Origin of the sequence: Kitasatospora sp. NPDC048407 (assembly GCF_043200475.1) — a bacterium.
Classification (GTDB): domain Bacteria; phylum Actinomycetota; class Actinomycetes; order Streptomycetales; family Streptomycetaceae; genus Kitasatospora.
Genome location: NZ_JBICXW010000020.1, coordinates 128,115 through 143,232, shown reverse-complemented (window position 1 = coordinate 143,232; position 15,118 = coordinate 128,115). Strand labels below are relative to the sequence as shown.

Genomic DNA, 15,118 nt, shown 5'->3' with positions numbered 1-15,118 from the left:
TTACATTCCGAACCCGGAAGCTAAGCCTCACAGCGCCGATGGTACTGCAGGGGGGACCCTGTGGGAGAGTAGGACGCCGCCGAACAATCATTCAGAAGAAGCCCCCTGACGGGATGTCAGGGGGCTTCTCTGTTGTAGGGTCAATTCCGCACACTTTGTCGTTGGTACCACAGGAGGCTCCGCACAGTGGAGGTTCAGGAGACGCGCGTCCAGACTGACCGGATCTTTACGATCCCCAATCTGCTGAGCATGGCTCGGCTGGTGGGCGTACCGATCTTCCTCTGGTTGGTGTTGTGGCCGGTCTTCGGGGGGCCGAAGAATGACGGGTGGGCGATCGTCATTCTGATGCTGAGTGGGGTCAGCGATTATCTGGACGGGAAGCTGGCTCGGCGGTGGGGGCAGATCAGCCGGCTGGGGCAGTTGCTGGATCCGGCGGCGGACCGGCTGTACATCGTGTCGACGCTGGTGGGGCTGACGTGGCGGGAGATTCTGCCGTGGTGGCTGACGGCGTTGCTGGTGGCCCGGGAGGCGTTCGTCGGGGTGGTGCTGTTGCGGCTCAACCGGGCGGGCTACGGGCCGTTGAACGTGAGTTTTCTGGGGAAGGCTGCCACGTTCAATCTGATGTACGCGTTTCCGCTTCTGCTGCTGGGTGTCGGTGACGGGTGGGTGCACCAGGTTGCGGAAGCGGTGAGTTGGGCGTTCATCTGGTGGGGGACGACGCTGTACTGGTGGGCCGGCGCGTTGTATGCCGTGCAGGCCCGGCAGATCCTGCAGGCGGAGCGTCCGGCTGCTGTTTGAGATCAGCCTGAGACGTTTCACACGGCCTCCACGGTGAGTCGGATCATTTCTTCCGGGTAGACATGCGTCGGACCGGTTTGATGGACCCGCAGGGGTTCACCACCGCGAAGGAGGACGCACCCGTAATGAAAGCCGTTGTGATGGCGGGCGGGGAGGGCACTCGACTCCGCCCGATGACTTCCAGCATGCCCAAGCCACTGTTGCCGGTCGCCAATCGGCCGATCATGGAGCACGTGCTGCGGTTGCTGAAGCGGCACGGGCTCAATGACACCGTGGTGACCGTGCAGTTCCTGGCGTCGCTGGTGAAGAACTACTTCGGCGACGGTGAGGAACTGGGGATGCACCTCACCTATGCCAACGAGGAAACACCACTGGGGACGGCCGGCAGCGTCAAGAACGCCGAGGACGCGTTGCGGGACGATTCGTTTCTGGTGATCTCCGGTGACGCGCTGACGGATTTTGATCTTTCCGAGCTGATTGCTTTTCACCGGGAGAAGGGCGCACTGGTGACGGTGTGCCTGACCCGGGTGCCGAACCCGTTGGAATTCGGTATCACCATCACGGACGACGAGGGCAGGGTCGAGCGCTTCCTGGAGAAGCCGACCTGGGGGCAGGTGTTCTCGGACACCGTGAACACCGGCATCTACGTGATGGAGCCGGAAGTCTTCGACTACGTGGCGGCGGGGGAGTCGGTCGACTGGTCGAGCGATGTGTTCCCGCGGTTGCTCAAGGAGGGCAAGCCGGTGTTCGGCTATGTCGCCGAGGGCTACTGGGAGGACGTGGGCACTCACGAGAGCTACCTGAAGGCACAGGCGGACGTGCTGGAGGGGAAGGTCCAGGTCGAGCTGGACGGGTTCGAGATCTCGCCGGGCGTGTGGGTGGCCGAAGGTGCGGAGGTGGACCCGGAGGCAGTGCTGCGGGGGCCGCTGTACATCGGTGACTACGCCAAGGTCGAGGCCGGCGTGGAGCTGCGTGAGCACACCGTGCTGGGCTCGAACGTGGTCGTGAAGCGCGGTGCGTTCCTGCACAAGGCGGTGGTGCACGACAACGTGTACGTGGGGCCGCAGTCGAATCTGCGCGGGTGCGTGGTCGGGAAGAACACCGACGTGATGCAGGCGGCGCGGATCGACGAGGGGGCGGTGATCGGTGACGAGTGTCTGATCGGCGAGGAGTCGATCATCGCGGGCAATGTCCGGGTCTATCCGTTCAAGACGATCGAGGCCGGCGCGTTCGTCAACACCTCGGTGATCTGGGAGTCCCGCGGCCAGGAGCACCTGTTCGGGGTGCGGGGCGTGTCGGGGATCCTGAACGTGGAGATCACGCCGGAGCTGGCGGTGCGGCTGGCGGGGGCATACGCGACGACGCTGAAGAAGGGGGCCACCGTCACCATCGCGCGTGATCACTCGCGGGGTGCGCGGGCGTTGAAGCGGGCGATGATCTCGGCGTTGCAGACCAGTGCGATCGACGTCCGGGACTTGGAGAACGTGCCGATGCCGGTGGCCCGGCAGGCGACGGCGCGGGGGAGTGCGGGCGGGATCTTCCTGCGGACCACGCCGGGAGTGCCGGACTCGCTGGACATCCTGTTCTTCGACGAGCGCGGCGCGGACCTGTCGCAGGCCGGGCAGCGGAAGCTGGACCGGGTGTACGCCCGGCAGGAGTTCCGGCGGGCGTTCCCGGGCGAGATCGGCGACCTGCTGCACCCGGCGAGCGTGTTCGACTCGTACGCGACGAACCTGCTGCGGGCGGTCGACACCAGCGGGGTGCGGGAGGCGGGGCTGAAGGTGGTGGTGGATGCCGCGCACGGCAGTGCGGGGCTGGTGCTGCCGAGCATCCTGGGCCGGCTCGGGGTGGAGACGCTGACGGTGGCCGGCGGCCTGGACGAGGCGCGGCCGACCGAGGGCGCGGACGAGCGGCGGGCGGCGCTGGCCAGGCTGGGTGAGCTGGTGGCGTCCTCGCGGGCCGCGTTCGGGGTGCGGTTCGACCCGGTCGGCGAGCGGGTGTCCTTCGTGGACGAGCAGGGCAGGGTGATCGAGGACGACCGGGCGCTGCTGGTGCTGCTGGACCTGGTCGCGGCGGAGCGCCGGGCCGGGCAGGTGGCGCTGCCGGTGACGACGACCCGGATCGCCGAGCAGGTGGCGGCGTACCACGGCACCCAGGTGATCTGGACCACGACCACGCCGGACGATCTGGCGAAGGCCGCAGCGGCGGACGGCACGATCTTCGGTGGTGACGGGCGCGGCGGTTTCGTGGTGCCCGAGTTCTCGGGGGTGCTGGACGGCGCGGCGGCGTTCGTGCGGCTGGTGGGTCTGGTGGCGCGGACGCAGCTGACGCTGAGCCAGATCGATGCGCGGATCCCGCAGGCGCACATCCAGAAGCGGGACATCGCGACGCCGTGGGCCGCGAAGGGCATGGTGATGCGCTCGGTGGTGGAGGCGGCGGGCAACCGCAAGCTGGACACCACGGACGGGGTGCGGGTGGTCGAGGCGGACGGCCGGTGGACGCTGGTGCTGCCGGACCCGGCGGAGGCCGTGACGCACCTGTGGGCGGAGGGCCCGGACGACGAGGCGACGGAGCGGTTGTTGGACGAATGGGCCGCAGTCGTGGACGGTGCCGGGAGGTAATGCGGAGATGTTCTGGTGGGGGCGGGCCTTCGGGTCCGTCCCCTCCGGGCGTTTGTCACGATCCTGTGCCGATACCGTCCTGCGGGCCCGGGGGCTGGTCGTGGGCCGCGTCATGGTCGTGAAACGATGTGGCGCATGCCAGCAACGTCGACGCCGAATGACCCGGACGGGCGATTCCGCCGTCCGGACGCATCGATGTCCCTGCTGACCACGGTGATGGACCACTCGCTGGACGACGGGTACGCGGAGGCGGCCCGGGCGCGCGGGGCGGAGGGCCGGTCGCGGCTGCCGGCGACGGCGAAGGGTCGGCTGGTGCTGGCCCTGGGGCTGGCGCTGGCGGCGACGGTGGTGACGGTCGGGGCGGTGAACACGCAGGAGGCGGCGCCGGTCCTGGCGAAGGAGCGGGACGCCCTGGTGAGCCGGGTGAACGACGCCAACAAGGCGGCGGACGCGTTGCAGCGGCAGGTCGAGCAGGACCGCGACAGGGTCGAGGACGCGCAGGCGCAGGCGCTGCAGTCCGGGGACGACGGCGGGCTGGCCCGGCTGGCGGCGCAGGCCGGGACCGGGGAGATAACCGGTCCGGGCGTGAAGCTGGTGATCGAGGAAGCGTCCGGCAGCGGTGGCGGCGGCAATGTGAGCGATCCGCGGAACGCGGAGGGCTTCGGCAACAAGGGCCGGGTCCAGGACCACGACCTGCAGTACGCGGTGAACGGCCTGTGGCTGGCGGGCGCGGAGGCGGTGTCCGTGAACGGGCAGCGGCTGACCGCGCTGTCGGCGATCCGGGCCGCCGGTGACGCGATCCTGGTGGACAACCGGCCGCTGGTGCCGCCGTACACGCTGCTGGCGATCGGGGACGGGCCGCGGCTGGCACAGGCGTTCCAGGACAACGAGGGCGGCCACTACCTGAAGGTCATCCAGGACAGCTACGGGATCCGTTCGACGGTGTCCGCGCAGAAGTCGTTGACGCTGCCGGCCGCGCTGGGCGTGACGCTGCGGGTGGCCGGGACGGAGTCTCCGACGCCGTCGCCCGCGCCGTCGTCCGCACCGCATTCGTCGTCGCAGCCGCCGTCGTCGCCGACCGCGAAGCCGAAGTCGCCGTCCTCGTCGGGGCCGTCCAGGCCGACGGGTTCGACCGTGAAGTCCACTCCCTCCGGAACAGGAGCAGCTACACCGTGATTGCCGTACTGGGACTCGTGATCGGCGTGGTCGTCGGCGTGTTCGTGCAGCCGGAGGTGCCGAACGCGGTGGTGCCGTATCTGCCGATCGCGGTGGTGGCGGCGCTGGACGCGGTGTTCGGCGGCGTGCGGGCGATGCTGGACGGGATCTTCGACGACAAGGTCTTCGTGGTGTCGTTCCTGTCGAACGTGGTGGTGGCGGCGCTGATCGTGTTCCTGGGCGACCAGCTGGGCGTGGGCTCGCAGCTGTCCACCGGCGTGGTGGTGGTGCTGGGCATCCGGATCTTCTCGAACGCGGCGGCGATCCGTCGGCACGTGTTCAGGGCCTAGGGGAGCGGTTGTGAGCGAGGAGAAGGAGCCGAAGGGCCCGGAGCAGCCGGCCGCGGCGGAAGAGCCGAAGGCGGAGCCGAAGAAGCCGAAGGAGCCGGTCGAGAAGCCGGAGTCGGAGGTCGAGGAGACCCCGGCGGCGGAGCCCGAGGTCGAGGTCGAGCCGGCGGCGGAGGAGCCGGTGGTGGCGCGGCAGGCCGCGCCGGTGCCGGTGGCGTTGCCGTCGGACGGGCGGACCCGGTTGAAGGCGGCGCTGTGGCCGCCGCGGGTGTCGCGCGGCCAGTTCGTGGTGGCGCTGCTGCTGTTCGCGCTGGGGCTGGCGCTGGCGATCCAGGTGCGGTCGACGAACGACCACAGCCAGCTGCGCGGGGCGCGGCAGGAGGACCTGGTGCGGATCCTGGACGAACTGGACGGCCGCCAGCAGCGTCTTCAGTTCGAGAAGACGCAGCTGGAGCAGTCCTTGGCGCAGTTGGAGAACTCGTCCAACCAGGCCAAGGAGGCGCAGGAGCAGACCAGGAAGAAGGCCGGCGAGCTGGGCGTGCTGGCGGGGACGGAGAAGGCGACCGGTCCGGGGATCGTGCTGACGATCGATGATCCCCAAGGGCAGGTGAAGGCGGATATGCTGCTGGACACCCTGCAGGAACTCCGAGCGGCGGGGGCGGAGGCGATTCAGATCAACGACGTGCGCGTGGTGGCCGGGACGTATTTCACCGACAACGCGTCGGGCGGCGGTGTGCGGATCGACGGGAAGAACGTGTCGCAGCCGTTTCGTTTCACCGTGGTGGGAAACCCGCAGGATCTGACTCCGGCACTGAACATTCCCGGCGGTGTGGTGCGCAGCTTGGAGAAGCAGCAGGCGCGGGCGACCATCGTCCCGCAGCCGAAGGTGGTGGTGGACGTGTTGGCCACCCCGCGGCCGTTGCAGTACGGCAAGCCGGCGGCGAAGTGACGGGGCGCGCTCCGTACGGTTCGTCAGCTGCGGGTCGCCCCCGGTGGTGGGTGCCCGCAGGGGGTCGGCGACACTTGGTTTTGTCGATCGTCAGTTTCCGGCCGGATGCCGGGCTTACCGCCACACCGAGCCCTGAACCCTGCCCCGCGGGCGGTTCTGTCACACGCAAGGGGATTCGCCCGTGAGTTTTTTCTCGAAGCTTTTCGGCCGTAACAAGCAGGCGGCGGCGGAGGCACCGACCGCCCGGTACCGGCAGGAGGACGGCGGGGTGCCGTCGGCCCGTCCGGCGCCGGACGGGCAGCGTCCGCTGTACCGGGAGGACGTGACCCAGGGGGCCGGCGTGCCGACCGGGCAGATTGACGCGGGCTACGGCGCGTCGGTTGATTCGTCGGGCGGGCCGCGCATAGGTTTCCCGGCAGGACCCTCAACCTCCGGTGGAGGGTTTGCCCCGGACACCTACGCCGGGCACCCCCAGTCGGGTGCGCCGCGCCAGGAGGCTGTGAACATGGCTGGCACCAGCCCGTGCCCGCGGTGCGGGAACCAGAACCCGGCGCAGGCCCGGTTCTGCTCGAACTGCGGTACTCAGCTGCGTGGCGGCGGTTTCCCGGAGGGCGCGGTGGAGACCACGTCGACCATTTCGATCTCCGGCATCGAGTCGTACGACCCGACGGCGACGTCGACGGGCGCCACTCCGGCGCTGTCGGCCGAGGTGATGGCGGCGATCGACGCGCTGCCGCCGGGCTCGGCACTGCTGATCGTGCAGCGCGGCCCGAACTCGGGGAGCCGGTTCCTGCTGGACTCGGACGTGACCACGGCGGGTCGCCACCCGCAGGGGGACATCTTCCTGGACGACGTGACGGTGTCGCGTCGGCACGTGGAGTTCCGCCGGCAGCCCGACGGTGGCTTCTCGGTCGCGGACGTGGGCAGCCTGAACGGCACCTACGTGAACCGGGAGCGGATCGACGAGGTGCTGCTGAACAACGGCGACGAGGTGCAGATCGGTAAGTACCGGCTGGTGTTCTTCGCCAGTCACCACCGGGGGTACTGACCACTTCTCCGTTTGGAGCCCGAGTGACCCCACAGACTCCGACCCCGTCCCTCGGGTCCTCGCCCGTGCCGGCTTCGCGCCGCGCGGGCGAGGCGCGCCGGCGGGGTGACGAACTGCTGTCCATCGGCGCGGTGCTGGCCTTCCTGCGGGACGACTTCCCGGAGGTGACGATCTCGAAGATCCGCTTCCTGGAGGCGGAGGGCCTGGTCGAGCCGCAGCGCACTCCGTCCGGCTACCGGAAGTTCTCGGCGGCGGACGTGGAGCGGCTGGCGTACGTGCTGCGGATGCAGCGCGACCACTATCTGCCGTTGCGGGTGATCCGCGAGCACCTGGACGCGATCGAGCGCGGCGAGCAGCCGCCGGCGCTTCCGGCGGCGGAGGCCCGTCCGGGGCCGCTGGAGGAGGCGGACCGGGAGCTGGCGGGGTCATCGGCGGTGGGCGGGGTGCGGCTGGGCCGGGCCGAGCTGATCGCGGCGGCGGAGGCCCAGGAGCGGGAGCTCGTCGAGTGGGAGTCGTACGGCCTGGTGCAGGCAGGGCCGGACGGCGGGTACGACGGGGAGGCGCTGCAGATCGCGCGGCTGGTGGCGGAGCTGGGCCGGTTCGGCCTGGAGCCTCGGCACCTGCGGGCGATGAAGGCGGCGGCGGACCGCGAGGTTTCGCTGGTGGAGCAGGTGGTGGCGCCGCTGAGGCGGCACCGCAATCCGCAGACCCGGGCGCACGCGGAGGCGACGGCCCGGGAGCTGGCGACGCTGTCGGTGCGGTTGCACGCGGCCATGGTTCAGGCCGGGCTGCGGGCCCGGTCCTGAGCGGGCGGGCGGTGGGCGGCGTCCGGATCACGGTGGCCGCTGCCTGCTGCGCTTTCCTATCGGGGGCTCGCGCCATAGGGTTGCTGGTGTGAATGAGCTCGACGTCGTGGGTGTCCGGGTGGAGATGCCCTCCAACCAGCCGATCGTGCTGCTGCGGGAGGTCGGCGGGGACCGCTACCTGCCGATCTGGATCGGGCCGGGGGAAGCCACCGCGATCGCTTTCGCCCAGCAGGGCATGACTCCGGTGCGGCCGTTGACGCACGACCTGTTCAAGGACGTGCTGGAGGCGCTCGGCCAGCAGCTGACCGAGGTGCGGATCAACGACCTGCGGGACGGGGTGTTCTACGCCGACCTGGTGTTCTCCGGGGGTGCCGAGGTGAGTGCGCGCCCCTCCGACGCGATAGCGCTGGCGCTGCGCACCGGCACGCCGATCTTCGGGACCGAGGAGGTGCTGGCCGAGGCCGGTATCTCGATCCCGGACGAGCAGGAGGACGAGGTCGAGAAGTTCCGGGAGTTCCTGGACCAGGTCTCGCCGGAGGACTTCGGCGGTGGTCCGCAGTAGGCCGTAATTGCGGCGGTTGATGGCGCTCTTCGGTGGCGGTCGGTCACCTGGGGCGGACGCTCTGCTAGCGGGGCGGGCCGTGGGCCGCAACTCGGCTGTGGTAGAAATCCATTTCGCTACCCGCGCATGGGGCACGAATAACCACTCGATGGGGTGAAGTTTGTGCGAGGCCCCGGCGTGGCGATCGTTGACGGTGCTTGGGCGACTGCCTACCGTCAGGTGATGGCCCGCCGGACGGGCCGCCCGCAGCCTGGGCCCGTCGGGTCCGTGCGGGGCCACGGGGGCCTTGAGGCGGAATGGACGGAGGTTGGCGATGAGCGGCACCGGCGACGAGACGCGTTCCGGAGCCCTGTGCGCGGTGCACGTGCCGCGCGCCGGCCGCGGTCCGATCGGGCGGCCCTGGCGGCCCGAACCGGACGGTGAGGAGCTGCCCCGACTCGGCCGGTTCCCGGCTGTCCAGCCCGGGCAGCCCGCGATCGAACGGCTCACCCCCACCTCGGCCCTGGTTGGCTACCGCGGCCCCACGGCCTGCGCCGCCGCCGGCATCACCTACCGCCAGCTCGACTACTGGGCCCGCACCGGGCTGCTGGAGCCCTCGGTGCGCTCCACTTATCCGGCCGGTGCGCAGCGGCTGTACAGCTTCCGGGACATCCTGCTGCTGAAGATCGTCAAGCGGCTGCTGGACGCCGGAGTCTCGCTGCAGAACATCCGGGTCGCCGTCACGCACCTGCAGTCCGCCGATCAGGCCGGCCTGACCGGGCTGACCCTGATGTGCGACGGCGCGACGGTCTACGAGTGCACCTCCCCGCAGCAGGTCGTCGATCTGCTGAACGGCGGCCAGGGCGTGTTCGGCATCGCGGTCGGCGCGGTGTGGCAGGAGCTGGAGGCCACCCTCGGCCGGCTGCACGGCGAGCGCACCGACACCGGCGAGACGCTGGTCGGCCACGACCCGGGGGACGAGCTGGCGCAGCGCCGCAACCGCGCCGTCTGACGATCTCCCCGCGGGAACCGGCCGGGCGGGCGTTTCGTCCACTCCCGTGTGCGAATGATCATGCAGGGGCTCGGGCGACGCGGGCGGTGGCTGCTGAAGCGGCGGCCGCCCGGGTGGGGCAGTCGGCGTGGGCAACGGCGCTGGTTCCAGGCGCTGTTGGCGTGCTCGGTGCTGGCGCTGACCCCGAACGCCTGGCTGTTCGTGACGCAGTCCCACAAGATCGGCACCGTGCAGAGCGTGCCGGCCGCGCCGGTCGCCATCGTGTTCGGAGCCGGTCTGATGAACGGCAAGCCCTCCCCGTACCTCGCGCACCGGCTGGACGCCGCGCTGGAGCTGTACCGGGCGAACAAGGTGCAGGCGATCCTGGTGACCGGCGACAACGGCACCGTCGAGTACGACGAGACCGACGCGATGCGTACCTACTTGATCGAGCGCGGCGTGCCGGAGATCCGGGTGGTCGGCGACTACGCGGGCTTCGACACCTGGGACTCCTGCACCCGCGCGCACCGGATCTTCGGCGTCGACAAGGCGGTGTTGATCAGCCAGACCTTCCATGTGCGGCGGGCGCTGGCGCTGTGCCGGGCCGCCGGGATCGAGTCGTCCGGGGTCGGCGTGGAGGAGTGGCACGACACCACCTGGCACTACGGCGAGGTGCGGGAGATCGGCAGCGCGGCGAAGGCGTTCCTGAACGTGCTGGTGCGGCCCGACCCGACGCTGCTCGGCCGGCACGAGGACGGGGTGGAGCGGGCGCTGGCCGACGCGGCGCGGGGGTGAGGGCTGCCGCGAGGCCCCCTGGGGGCGCGGGGGTGGGGGTGAGGGCTGTCTGCGGGTCCCCGGTAGGGGGAGTGGGGGTGAGGGCTGTTTGCGGGTCCCCCCGGTAGGGGGAGTGGGGTTTGTCGGTGGTGCGCGGGAAGATGGGGCGTGCGATCGGTGCCGAGCATCATTCACCTCGACATGGACGCCTTCTTCGCGGCGGTGGAGCAGGCGTCGAAGCCGAGCTTGCGCGGAAAGCCCGTCATCGTCGGCGGGCTCGGCGGGCGTGGGGTGGTCTCCACCGCGTCCTACGAGGCGCGGAAGTTCGGTGTGCACTCGGCGATGCCGATGGCGCAGGCGCGCCGGCTGTGCCCGAACGCGGCGTTCCTGACCGGCCGGTTCGAGGCGTACCGGGCCAACAGTGAGATCGTCATGGGTCTGCTGCGGGAACGCTCCCCACTGGTCGAACCGCTCAGCCTGGACGAGGCGTTCGTCGACCTGGAGGCCGGGCCGTACGGGCCGGCGCTGGCCGCCGCGACGCCCGCCGAAGGAGCGCAGCTGGTGCTGGCGCTCGCCGAGGACCTGCGGGCGGACATCGTGGAACGCACCGGGCTGACCGCGTCGGTGGGTGCCGCGGCTTCGAAGTTGATGGCGAAGATCGGCTCCGAGCAGGCCAAACCGGACGGGTTGGTGCTGATCGAACCAGGCTCGGAGCGGGCCGTGCTGGCGCCGATGCCGGTGCGGGCGCTGCCCGGCATCGGGCCCGCGACGGAGCAGGCGCTGCGACGGGCCGGGCTTACGAGTGTTGCGGATCTTGCGGAGGCCGGATTCGAGGAGCTGGTCGGGCTGCTCGGGAAGGCGCACGGCGCGGGCGTGTTCCAGATGGCGCTGGGGTGGGACGAGCGGCCCGTGGTGCCGGATCGGGATGCCAAATCGGTGTCGGTGGAGGACACGTTCGAGGTCGACCTGGCCGATCGGGAGCGCATTCTGCGTGAGGTCGACCAGCTGGCCGCGCGGTGCGTGCGGCGGTTGCGGGCGGCGGGGCGCTCGGGGCGGACGGTGGTGCTGAAGGTACGGCGGTTCGACTTTTCGACGCTGACCCGGTCCGAGACGTTGGGTGGGCCGACGGACGATCCTGCGGTGATCGCGGCGACGGCGCGGCGGCTGGCGCAGCAGGTGGACACCACGGGGGGTGTGCGGTTGCTGGGAGTGGGCGTTGCTCAGCTGGCCGACTACACGCAGGAGGATCTGTTCGCGCAGGCGGAGCGGGAGGCGGAGGAGGGGGAGTTTGGGGAGGGGGAGGGGGAGGGTGTGGTTGAGGCGGCTGAGGTGGCCGTTGAGCCGGTGGCTCGGCGGTGGTGGCCCGGGCAGGACGTGACGCACTCGGAGTTCGGGCCCGGGTGGGTGCAGGGCAGCGGGGTGGGGCGGGTCACGGTGCGGTTCGAGACGCCGTACTCGGGGCCCGGGCGGGTGCGGACGTTTTCGGTGGACGACGAGGGGTTGGTGGCTTCGGGGGCGCTCCCGCTCAGGCCTCCGGCGGTTGAGGGGTAGGCCACGCTGCTGGGGCGCGCTGGGTGAGGTGGGTTGGGCGCGGGGTGCGAGTTTGGGGGTGGGGGTGGTTGGGCGCGCAGTTCCTCGCGCCCCTGGCTGGGTGCCGTTTTGGCGCGGGGCGCCTTGTGGGGTGGGGGCTGGAGAGGGGCGCGAGCTTGGGGGTGGATGCCTTCCGTTTCGCGCAGTTCCTCGCGCCCCTGGCTGGGTGCCGTTTTAGCGCGGGGCGCCTTGTGGGGTGGGGGCTGGAGAGGGGCGCGAGCTTGGGGGTGGATGCCTTCCGCCTCGCGCAGTTCCTCGCGCCCCTGGGTTCGCACCCGCTTGGGTTCGCGCCCGCCTGGGTCAAATGACGGACACCCCCCGCCGATGCCCGTGGCGGGGGGTGTCCGGAGTGACTCGCGTGTGTCCAGTACGCGAGGGGGGACGCCGTTAGGCGTCGGTCTTGGTGCGGGCCGGCTGGGGGGCGGGCTGCTCGGTGGGGGTGGTGGGGGTCTTGGTGTGGCGGATGGCGAAGGGGACGACGGCGGCGACCAGGCACATGGCGCCGGCGACCCAGAAGGCGTGCTGGTAGGCGTTCAGGGTGGGGAGGTGGACCGGGATGGGGAGCTTGAGGGTGTCGCCGGTGAGGATCGCGGCCATCACGGCGGTGCCGATGGCGCCGCCGACGGTGCGCAGGACGGCGTTCATGCCGTTGGCGATGCCGGACTGCTCGGCGGGGACGGCGCCGTTGATGTAGGCGGGCATGGCGGCGTAGGCGAGGCCGACGCCGAGGCCGAAGACGGCGGAGGAGAGGTAGATGTCGAACTCGGCGTCGTGACGCAGCGCCAGGTAGGCCATGGCGACGGCGCCGAGCAGGCCGCCGAGGACCAGCGGGAGGCGGGGGCCGCGGCGGGCGATGAGCAGGGCGCCGACGGGGGCGGCGACCATGGAGCCGATCGCGGAGGGCAGCAGCATGATGCCGGCGTGCAGGACGGTGGCGGTGAAGCCGTAGTGGGTGAGCTTCTCCGGGGTCTGCGCGAAGTTGCTGATCACCATGAACGAGCCGTACATGCCGAAGCCGATGAGCAGGCCGGAGATGTTGGTGAAGGCGACGGCGGGGCGGGCCATCATCTTCAGGTCGACCAGCGGGTGGGCGACCTTGGACTCGACCAGCAGCCAGAGCAGGGCGACGACCGCGGCGACGGCGAACAGGCCGAGGGTACGGGTGGAGCCCCAGCCCCACTCGTTGCCGCGGCTGACGGCGATCAGCAGGGCGGAGAGCCAGCCGGCCAGGGTGAGCGCGCCGAGCGGGTCGGCGCCGCCGTTCTTGTCGACGACCGGGTCGCTGGGCACTCGCAGGATCACCAGCGCGACGGCGGCCAGGCCGAAGATCAGGCCCATCCAGAAGATCGACTTGTAGTCCCAGTGCTCCAACAGCAGGCCGGTGGCGACCAGGCCGAGGCCGGAGCCGACGCCCATCGAGGCGGAGATGGCGGCGACGCCGGCGGTGACCTTCTGCTTGGGCAGTTCGTCACGGACGATGGCGATCGCCAGCGGCAGCACGCCGCCGCCCGCGCCCTGGAGCACCCGGGCGACGACCAGCAGGCCGAAGGAGTGGGTGCACACCGCGAGGCCGGAGCCGAGCACCAGGCCGGCCAGCGAGATCAGCAGCACGGGCTTGCGGCCGCGCAGGTCGCCGAAGCGGCCCAGCAGCGGGGTGAGGACCGCTGCGGAGAGCAGGTTGGCGGTCATCAGCCAGGTGATGTCGGAGCCCGACACCTTCAGCTCGGCGGCCAGGCTCGGAAGGATCGGGACGACCGCGGTCTGCACCACGCTGTAGGCCAGCATGGCGAGGATCAGCGCGGGCAGAACCCTGGCGCTTGTGGGCTTGGCGGCCGCGGCGGTGGGCTGTGGTGCCTCACTCACGGGAATCCTCCGGGTTGCTTCAGGCGGGGCGATAGTGCAGGAACTGAAGTAACGATGTCGGGAGATGCTTCACTATGTCAAATATCGAAAGGTGAAGCTTTGGCAAAGTCGAAGCCCCGGTCCGCGGAGGCGGACCGGGGCCGGGAGTTGTCGGATCGTCAGACCGGAGAGGCGGCCGGGGACTGCGGATGAGAGTTCCACGGCTGCCGCTGCGAGGCCTCGCCGTCCGCGCCGGTGGTCGCGCCGTGCACCTCCACCTGCTCGCGGCGCAGCTCCTCGCGGACCACCTGCTCCTCGGTGTACTGCTCGACCACCAGCCGCACCCGCTCCACCGGTACCAGGTACTTGCGGACCACCGGGCGCTCCTCGCGCAGCGTGACCTCCTCCACCGCCTCGGTGATCTCCTGGTCGCTCAGCGCCGCCCGCTCCGCCTCCGACACCGGGATCCGCTCCACCCGCACGCGCTCGCGCACCACTGGCACCCGTCGCACGACCGCCTCGGTGGTCACGTACTTGCGCAGCCGGGTGGTGCCGATGTTGTGCCACTGGGTGGTGATGTCCAGGCGCTCCTCGCGGCAGGTGATCTCCACCGGCTTCTGCCGGTCCCCCCGGTCCGCCCGGTCTGCCCGGTCCGCCTGGTCTGCCCGGTCCGCCCGGGCGGTCGGCGGCTCGGCGGGGCGGGCCGGTGGCTCGGGGGCGGCCTGCGGGGCGGTGAAGCCCGGGGGCGCGGGGGCCGGGCCGTGGACGGGGCCGGAGGAGGGGGCGGGGGTGCCGAAGTCGTGGTCGATGGGTGGCTTGCTGCGCGCCGGGGTGCGTTCGGAGATGAACCGGACGGACTCGTCGGGGCTCGCCGTGTCGAGGCCGTAGTAGCGGTAGAGCTCGAGTTCCTGTTCGGGGGAGAGGTGCTGGCCCACCCCGAAGTCCGGGGACTCCTTGATCAGCGACTTGTCGTACGGGACGTGCAGCTCGTCGCCGGTGAAGTCGCTGGTGGTCAGCGGGACGAAGGCGTCCCGGCCGAAGATCCCGGTCCGGACGGCCGCCCACTCGGGTCTGCCGGTGGTGTCGTCCAGGTAAACCTCGTCGACCGTGCCGATCTTGTCACCGTTCCGGTCGACCGCCTTGTGTCCGATCAGGTCGCGCGGATCGATATCGGTCTGCACGCTGTCCTCCAGCTGCTGCTCCTGAGGGAACGTCGGGGGAGCGGTCGGAGGAGCGTGCCGGGCCGCTGTTTCACACCAAAAGGCACGTTCCGGACGGTGTCACTCCGGGTGCCTCCGTCCGGGGCGGATCGTGCGGCCGCAGCGGTGATCGTCCAGGTCGGCGCTGGTACCCTGGGCGGCGACCGCCGAGCCCGCTCGGGAGAGTCCCGGACCCGTTGGAAAGCGGGGATGCGGGACGCCGAAGGAGCAACCCCTCCCCGGAATCTCTCAGGCATCCGTACCGAACGGGATCAGGTCACTCTGGAAAGCAGGGCAGGACCGTCGGCACCGAAGCCGCCGGACGCTGTCCTCGCCGACGGTGCAAGCCGACCGGGAACCACCCCGGGCGCGCGAAGCTCTCAGGTACCGATGACAGAGGGGGAGGCTGACGGGTTCGTACGCCCGGACGCTTCCACAGCGGCCGGCCGGCGTGCGT

At 70.8% G+C, this 15,118-nt stretch carries 13 protein-coding genes, 1 rRNA gene and 1 riboswitch; of the genes, 12 read left to right on the top strand and 2 right to left on the bottom strand.

What is annotated here, in order from left to right; genetic code table 11:
* From rrf to ACGFWJ_RS29245, 12 genes are all read left to right on the top strand, one after another.
* Positions 1–85: ribosomal RNA gene (gene rrf / locus ACGFWJ_RS29300) — 5S ribosomal RNA — on the top strand; the annotation flags it as partial.
* Positions 86–186: 101 nt separating this feature from the next.
* Positions 187–798, top strand: coding sequence for a CDP-alcohol phosphatidyltransferase family protein (locus ACGFWJ_RS29295; RefSeq protein ID WP_392954928.1), 612 nt, complete (start codon positions 187–189; stop codon positions 796–798).
* Between the two features lie 125 nt (positions 799–923).
* Complete coding sequence (locus tag ACGFWJ_RS29290) at positions 924–3,419, top strand: sugar phosphate nucleotidyltransferase (protein WP_387643024.1); 2,496 nt, start codon at positions 924–926, stop codon at positions 3,417–3,419.
* Positions 3,420–3,614: 195 nt separating this feature from the next.
* The gene (locus ACGFWJ_RS29285) at positions 3,615–4,595 is read left to right on the top strand and encodes a DUF881 domain-containing protein (protein ID WP_392954925.1); all 981 of its coding nucleotides are present in this window, start codon (positions 3,615–3,617) and stop codon (positions 4,593–4,595) included.
* Positions 4,592–4,924, top strand: coding sequence for a small basic family protein (locus ACGFWJ_RS29280; protein ID WP_043908904.1), 333 nt, complete (start codon positions 4,592–4,594; stop codon positions 4,922–4,924). The genes ACGFWJ_RS29285 and ACGFWJ_RS29280 overlap by 4 nt, the downstream gene beginning before the upstream one ends.
* A gap of 10 nt (positions 4,925–4,934) precedes the next feature.
* Positions 4,935–5,870: a DUF881 domain-containing protein gene (locus tag ACGFWJ_RS29275; protein WP_392954923.1), complete on the top strand. Its 936-nt coding sequence runs from the start codon at positions 4,935–4,937 to the stop codon at positions 5,868–5,870.
* Between the two features lie 505 nt (positions 5,871–6,375).
* Positions 6,376–6,918: an FHA domain-containing protein gene (locus tag ACGFWJ_RS29270; RefSeq protein WP_387643021.1), complete on the top strand. Its 543-nt coding sequence runs from the start codon at positions 6,376–6,378 to the stop codon at positions 6,916–6,918.
* 65 nt (positions 6,919–6,983) lie between these two features.
* Positions 6,984–7,724 carry a MerR family transcriptional regulator gene (locus ACGFWJ_RS29265; RefSeq protein WP_387643048.1) on the top strand — a complete coding sequence of 247 codons (741 nt, stop codon included), beginning with the start codon at positions 6,984–6,986 and terminating at the stop codon, positions 7,722–7,724.
* Between the two features lie 88 nt (positions 7,725–7,812).
* The gene (locus tag ACGFWJ_RS29260) at positions 7,813–8,286 is read left to right on the top strand and encodes a bifunctional nuclease family protein (RefSeq protein ID WP_387643020.1); all 474 of its coding nucleotides are present in this window, start codon (positions 7,813–7,815) and stop codon (positions 8,284–8,286) included.
* A 313-nt stretch (positions 8,287–8,599) separates the two neighbouring features.
* Positions 8,600–9,277 carry a MerR family transcriptional regulator gene (locus ACGFWJ_RS29255; protein ID WP_387643019.1) on the top strand — a complete coding sequence of 226 codons (678 nt, stop codon included), beginning with the start codon at positions 8,600–8,602 and terminating at the stop codon, positions 9,275–9,277.
* 54 nt (positions 9,278–9,331) lie between these two features.
* Entirely contained in the window at positions 9,332–10,051 is a 720-nt protein-coding gene (locus ACGFWJ_RS29250; protein ID WP_387643018.1) for a vancomycin high temperature exclusion protein, read from the top strand.
* A 147-nt stretch (positions 10,052–10,198) separates the two neighbouring features.
* Entirely contained in the window at positions 10,199–11,581 is a 1,383-nt protein-coding gene (locus tag ACGFWJ_RS29245; protein ID WP_392954920.1) for a DNA polymerase IV, read from the top strand.
* Between the two features lie 426 nt (positions 11,582–12,007).
* Here ACGFWJ_RS29245 and ACGFWJ_RS29240 read toward each other — a convergent pair whose 3' ends face one another.
* The gene (locus ACGFWJ_RS29240; protein ID WP_387643016.1) at positions 12,008–13,483 is read right to left on the bottom strand and encodes an MFS transporter; all 1,476 of its coding nucleotides are present in this window, start codon (positions 13,481–13,483) and stop codon (positions 12,008–12,010) included.
* A 158-nt stretch (positions 13,484–13,641) separates the two neighbouring features.
* A complete protein-coding gene (locus ACGFWJ_RS29235; RefSeq protein ID WP_392954918.1) occupies positions 13,642–14,643 on the bottom strand; it encodes a PRC and DUF2382 domain-containing protein in 1,002 nt (333 codons plus the stop codon).
* Positions 14,644–14,829: 186 nt separating this feature from the next.
* Positions 14,830–14,936: riboswitch (glycine riboswitch) on the top strand.
* The last annotated feature ends 182 nt before the right edge of the window (positions 14,937–15,118 follow it).

Bases quoted from the DNA above. Each gene is read 5' to 3' on its own strand.
- ACGFWJ_RS29290 (WP_387643024.1), top strand. From the start codon at position 924: ATGAAAGCCGTTGTGATGGCGGGCGGGGAGGGCACTCGACTCCGCCCG.
- ACGFWJ_RS29285 (WP_392954925.1), top strand. From the start codon at position 3,615: ATGTCCCTGCTGACCACGGTGATGGACCACTCGCTGGACGACGGGTAC.
- ACGFWJ_RS29270 (WP_387643021.1), top strand. From the start codon at position 6,376: ATGGCTGGCACCAGCCCGTGCCCGCGGTGCGGGAACCAGAACCCGGCG.
- ACGFWJ_RS29255 (WP_387643019.1), top strand. From the start codon at position 8,600: ATGAGCGGCACCGGCGACGAGACGCGTTCCGGAGCCCTGTGCGCGGTG.
- ACGFWJ_RS29250 (WP_387643018.1), top strand. From the start codon at position 9,332: ATGATCATGCAGGGGCTCGGGCGACGCGGGCGGTGGCTGCTGAAGCGG.